This window comes from Agathobaculum sp. (assembly GCF_050946325.1).
Lineage (GTDB): Bacteria > Bacillota > Clostridia > Oscillospirales > Butyricicoccaceae > Agathobaculum.
Genome location: NZ_JBMNUP010000119.1, coordinates 1 through 5,798, shown reverse-complemented (window position 1 = coordinate 5,798; position 5,798 = coordinate 1). Strand labels below are relative to the sequence as shown.

Genomic DNA, 5,798 nt, shown 5'->3' with positions numbered 1-5,798 from the left:
GGTTCAGAAAAGCCGCAGCTTTTCCATTGCGCCGTCAACTCATAAGGTGACGCTCGATGATCAGCCGGTTTCGCCGCAGGGATGGAACATTCAGGACGAGAATTACTACAAGCTGCGTGACATCGCTTTTATTCTGAACGGAACGGACAGCCAGTTTAACGTCACCTGGGATGGCGCCAATAACCGCATCGTCCTGACTTCCGGCGCGGCCTATCAGACCGTCGGCGGCGAAATGGCGGCAGCCGGTTCAACGGAAATTCAGAGCTGCACACCATCGGAATCAGCTATCGTTTTAGATGGAGAACCGATTTCGCTGACCGGATACCGCGTGAACGGCAACAATTATTATCGGGTGCGCGATATTGGCAGCGCGATAGGTTTTGACGTGGGATACAAAAACAAAACCGTGCTGATTTCCAGCGCCGCAGATCCGGAGCAGCCGGATATCCCGCCTGTGTCAGGGGCGGACAGCTACACCTTCGCCGGCTCAGGGTGGGGGCATAGCGTCGGTATGAGCCAGTGGGGCGCATATGCTATGGCCAAACAAGGGTTTGGATATGAAGATATTTTGAAATTTTATTATACAGGCATTTCGGTTGCGCGTTGACCGGAACGCAGTAAAGGAGGACAGTACAAAGGCGCTTCTCTGCAAGCGCCTTTGTTTTCACCATGAAAAAAAGCGACTTTTATTTTGAACTTCCCGAGCGCCTGATTGCGCAGCACCCGCTGCAGCAGCGTGACGCATCCCGTCTTTTGGTGCTGGACAGGGCCGATGGCTCGGTAACGCACCGCCATTTTCGGGATTTGCTGGATTATGTGCAGCCTGGGGACTGCATAGTGTTCAATAATTCGCGCGTCATTCCCGCGCGGCTGATGGGACATGCGGTGGGACATACGACGCCGACTGAGGTATTGCTGCTGACCGATAAGGGGGACGGACTTTGGGAATGTCTGACAAGGCCCGGACGCAAAACCCGTGCCGGTGTGGAGCTGACCTTTGGGGACGGCCTGCTGACCGCGACAGTTGAGTCGGTGCAGGCGGACGGAAACCGTCTGATTCGTTTCCACTATGACGGTATTTTTCTGGAACTGCTGGATCAGCTCGGCACCATGCCGCTTCCGCCGTATATCAAGGCCAAGCTGGATGATCCGGAACGCTATCAGACAGTATATTCCAAAACGCCCGGTTCGGCTGCCGCGCCGACCGCCGGCCTGCATTTTACCGAGGATTTGCTTACAGCGCTGGAACAGAAGGGCGTGAAATTGGTATTTGTCACACTGCATGTCGGACTTGGGACCTTCCGTCCGGTCAAGGAGGACGAGATCACCGATCATGTGATGCATTCGGAATATTATGTGATGGACGAATCTGCCGCACGGACGGTGAACGAGACACGGGATGCAGGTGGCAAGGTTTGGGCGGTTGGCACGACGGCCTGCCGCACGCTGGAGACGATCGCGGACGATACCGGCCATGTGCGGGCGCAGTCCGGCTGGACAGATATTTTTATTTACCCAGGGTATCGATTTAAAGCGGTAGATCATCTGGTCACGAACTTTCATCTGCCGGAAAGCACACTGATGATGCTGATTTCGGCTTTTGCAACACGCGATATGGTGATGGATGCATACCGTCAGGCGATTGATGAAGAATACAGGTTTTTCTCATTTGGAGACAGCATGCTGCTCTATTGATTGGAAATGGAAGAGGGAATTATGGAAATCGGAAAATTTCATCTGCTTAAAACGGAAGGCAATGCTCGAAGAGGTGAGTTTTGCACCGCGCACGGTGTGGTACAGACGCCGGTGTTTCAGAATGTCGGCACCGCAGGCGCAATAAAGGGCGCGGTTGATGCATTTGACCTCAAAGAACTGGGATGCCAGGTTGAGCTGTCCAACACATATCATCTGCATGTGCGCCCAGGCGACCAGATCGTCAAACAGATGGGCGGTCTGCACAAATTTATGCGCTGGGACGGACCGATGCTGACGGATTCGGGCGGATTTCAGGTTTTTTCGTTGGCAACGCTGCGCAAAATCAGGGAAGAAGGCGTTACCTTTCACTCGCATGTAGACGGCCGCAAAATTTTCATGGGGCCGGAAGAAAGCATGCGCATCCAGTCCAACCTGGGTTCGGATATTGCTATGGCCTTTGACGAGTGTATTGAAAATCCTGCCCCATATGAATATGTCAGGGCGTCTATTGACCGGACAACCCGCTGGCTGGGCCGCTGCAAAGCGGAGCTGGCGCGGCTGAACAGCCTGCCGGATGCCGTTAACCCGCATCAGCTCCTGTTTGGCATTAACCAGGGCGGCACCTATGACGATCTCCGCATTGAGCATATGCAGGCCATTGCAGAGCTTGACCTGCCTGGCTATGCGATAGGCGGCCTTGCGGTTGGAGAAAGCACAGAAACCATGTATCATATTCTTGATGTGGTGCTGCCGCATGCGCCGGTCAACAAGCCGCGCTATTTGATGGGAGTGGGGACGCCCTCCAATATTATTGAAGGCGTTGCCCGCGGCATTGATTTCTTTGACTGTGTGATGCCGACGCGCAACGCACGGCATGGGCATCTTTACACGCATAACGGTGTAATGAACATCATGAACGCCAAATATCAGACGGATGACCGGCCGATTGAAGAGGGCTGCCAGTGCCCGACCTGCCGGCGTTTCTCCCGCGCTTATCTGCGTCATCTGCTGAAAAGCGGAGAAATGCTGTCCCAGCGTCTGCTGGTGATGCACAATCTGTGGTTCTATAACCATCTGATGCAGGAAATTCGCGACGCGCTGGATAACGGAACGTTTGCTGCATTCCGTGCTGAATACAGTGAAAAAATGGGAAAACGTATTTAAAAGAATTGTGCCCCTGCACTTTTATGTGCAGGGGTTTATTCATATCGCAGCGCAGCCATGCATATCGTGGAGTGAAATGGGGTTGTGCTGTGCGAATACAAAAAAGGACCATCTTATATGATGCAAGCATTCTGGCGTGCGGCAACCTGCTGCTGCAAGCACTTGGCTTTTTTTATCGAATTTTGCTCAGTCATTTTGCAGGAGCAGAGGGCCTGGGTGTGTACCGCCTGGTCAATTCGGTTTACCTGGTTTTGAATGCAGGGTGCCTTTCGGGCGTGACAATGGCTTGCTCCCGCCTGACTGCCGCCAGCCGGGCCAGAGGGGAGCGGAAGCAGACGGGGGCGGTGCTTCGGCTGTCTTTTTCTGCGTTTTTCATGCTTTGTACGGCCTGCACGGCTGTCATACTGTTGCTGCGCGAACCCATTTCCATCAAGCTGTTAGGCGATGGAAGATGTGCCAGAGCATTCCCGTTTCTTGCGCTTTGCCTGGCGCTGACTGGAGTGGAGAATATTTTTAAGGCGCTGTTTATCGGGCTGGAAAAAATGCAGTATACAGCGGCATCCGAAGTGGGGGAGCAGCTTGTTCGCATTTGCGCAGTAGGTGTTTTGCTGTTTCAGTATCGGGGAAATGAGTATGGTACGATTGCTATGCTCATTTTTGCCGGGATGGTTGTCAGTGAAATTTTTAGCGCGCTGCTGCTCACCTGGCTGTTTCATAAAAACATACCTGGCGTCAGTCTTCATACGCAGATTAACGGCGCGATGGCAGGACAGTTTTTTCGGATTGCACTGCCGCTGTCCGCATCTGCCCTGATTGGAAACCTGATCAGTTCTGCCGGAGCCATCCTGCTGCCGCAGCGGCTGATGCTTGCAGGAATGACCTATGAGCAGGCTCTTTCAGCGCTGGGCGTTATCTCCGGTATGGCACTGCCGCTGCTGCTGCTGCCGGTTGCATTGGTCAGTTCGGTGAATACCGCTTTATTGCCCGCGGTCACTGCCGCCCAGGCAAGGGGGAATCGGGCGCGCGTATGCGCGCTGACCGGCAGAGCGATTACGACTGTTGGCCTGATCGCGTTTCCGGCCACGGCTGTTCTGGTGCCGCTTGCGCCCCGCCTGAGCGAATTGTTTTTCCGGCAGCCGCTGACGCCGGAATATGTTTCTCTTTTGGGCGCTGTTGCGATTGCGAGTTATTATCAAATGGTAACCGCCGGCTTGCTCAATGCGCTGGGATTGCAGCATCTGAGTGTTGTTACAGGCGTTTTGGCCGAATGTATGCAGATTGTGCTGCTGTATCGTTGGTGCGCTCTGCCTTCGATGGGGGTCTATGGATATCTGCTGGCCATGCTGCTTACCAGTGCGGGAGCCTTTGGTGTAAATGTTTGTATTTTGCATCGTCGAAGCCGATTTGCACTGCATCCTTTTCGGCGGTTTGGCGTTCCGATATTATGCGGCGCAACGCTTTTCGGTTGGACGCGCTTCTTTTATGGTTTTTTTCGGAATGCTTTTCGCACAGAGGCAGGGGCGCTGCTGTGTACGCTGATTGGCGCAGCGGCTCTATATACGTTGGTGCTGCGTCTGCTCGGAGTCAGATTGCTGCATTACCTGGGTCAGCGTATTGAAAAAACACAGTTTCCCAGAATATGCACATGGTAACGATGCTTGACAAAGGCATGCAAAGCGGATAATATGAGAGCAGATGGACCGGCTCTTGCCGCAGATGCGGCAAGAGCTTTTTTCTGAACAGGAGTGACAATAGACATGGAATTGACAATGTGCTGTCCAACACTTTTCGGACTGGAGGGAATCGTAGCCGATGAACTGCGATTTGGCGGCCGGCTGACCGCGGTGCAGACGGAAAACGGCAGGGTGCTGTTTGAAGGCGATGAAAATACGCTGGCGTGGGCCAACCTCAATCTGCGCTGCGCCGAACGTGTGCTGATTCGCCTGGGGACGTTTCCGGCAGACGATTTTGACGCGCTGTTTGAGGGTGTCCGCGCACTGCCGTGGGAACAGTTTATCCCGAAAGACGGGGCGTTTCCGGTGAAGGGATATAGCTTAAATTCCCAACTGCACTCCATTCCGGATTGCCAAAAAATCATCAAAAAAGCGGTGGTCGAACGCTTGCGCAGCGCATACGGCATTTCCTGGTTTGCGGAAACGGACGCAAAATATCAGATTCAGTTTGCGATTATGCACGATGTTGCCGAGTTATACCTGGATACATCCGGCGCGGGCCTGCATAAACGCGGATACCGCGCCAATGCAAACGCCGCACCGCTGCGGGAAACGCTGGCAGCGGCTATGGTAAAGCTGGCACGGTGGCGTGGAAGAGAACCTCTGCTCGACCCCTTTTGCGGATCAGGCACCATCGCGATAGAGGCCGCTTTGATTGCGCAGCATCGGGCGCCCGGACTGATGCGGGCGTTTGCTGCGGAGAAATGGCCTTGCTTTGAGCCGTCTGCCTGGCAGTGTGCGCGTGAAAATGCTTTGGAGCTTGCGCGCGGCGCGGAAAAATTCGATATTGTAGGAAGCGATGTTGATCCGGCCTGCGTACAGCTTTCTATAGAAAACGCCCGCAAGGCAGGGGTATCCGGTACCGTGTTCTTTGAACAGGCGGACGCGCTGCGGCGGGATTATTCCGGCGCAGGCATACTGTTTGCCAACCCGCCTTATGGAGAAAGGCTGCTTGATGTACAGTCGGCAGAGGCGCTGTATGCCGGTTTGGGCAGGGCGGCAGCGCAATCCCCGATGAAACAGTATATTCTCAGCTCTGATCCGTTGTTTGAGCGCTGCTATGGCAGAAAAGCGGATAAGCGTCGTAAATTGTATAACGGCATGCTGAAATGCGATCTCTATATGTATTTTAAGCACTCTCCGCGCAACTCTGCTAAAAATACGAAATAAGCACTGCGTGGATTCACAAAAAATTCATAAATTTTA

4 protein-coding genes and 1 pseudogene are annotated in these 5,798 nt (G+C 53.8%); all 5 read left to right on the top strand.

The genetic code is table 11. The annotated features are described in order from the left end of the window. Positions 1 to 607: pseudogene (locus ACOYIE_RS08670) on the top strand (hypothetical protein); the annotation flags it as partial. 62 nt (positions 608 to 669) lie between these two features. Beyond that, positions 670 to 1,695 carry a tRNA preQ1(34) S-adenosylmethionine ribosyltransferase-isomerase QueA gene (gene queA / locus ACOYIE_RS08665; RefSeq protein ID WP_433412359.1) on the top strand — a complete coding sequence of 342 codons (1,026 nt, stop codon included), beginning with the start codon at positions 670 to 672 and terminating at the stop codon, positions 1,693 to 1,695. Between the two features lie 6 nt (positions 1,696 to 1,701). Then, a complete protein-coding gene (gene tgt / locus ACOYIE_RS08660; protein ID WP_433412357.1) occupies positions 1,702 to 2,859 on the top strand; it encodes a tRNA guanosine(34) transglycosylase Tgt in 1,158 nt (385 codons plus the stop codon). A gap of 89 nt (positions 2,860 to 2,948) precedes the next feature. After that, complete coding sequence (locus ACOYIE_RS08655) at positions 2,949 to 4,511, top strand: oligosaccharide flippase family protein (RefSeq protein WP_433412355.1); 1,563 nt, start codon at positions 2,949 to 2,951, stop codon at positions 4,509 to 4,511. Between the two features lie 105 nt (positions 4,512 to 4,616). After that, positions 4,617 to 5,762, top strand: coding sequence for a THUMP domain-containing class I SAM-dependent RNA methyltransferase (locus ACOYIE_RS08650; RefSeq protein ID WP_433412353.1), 1,146 nt, complete (start codon positions 4,617 to 4,619; stop codon positions 5,760 to 5,762). Positions 5,763 to 5,798: the final 36 nt, after the last annotated feature.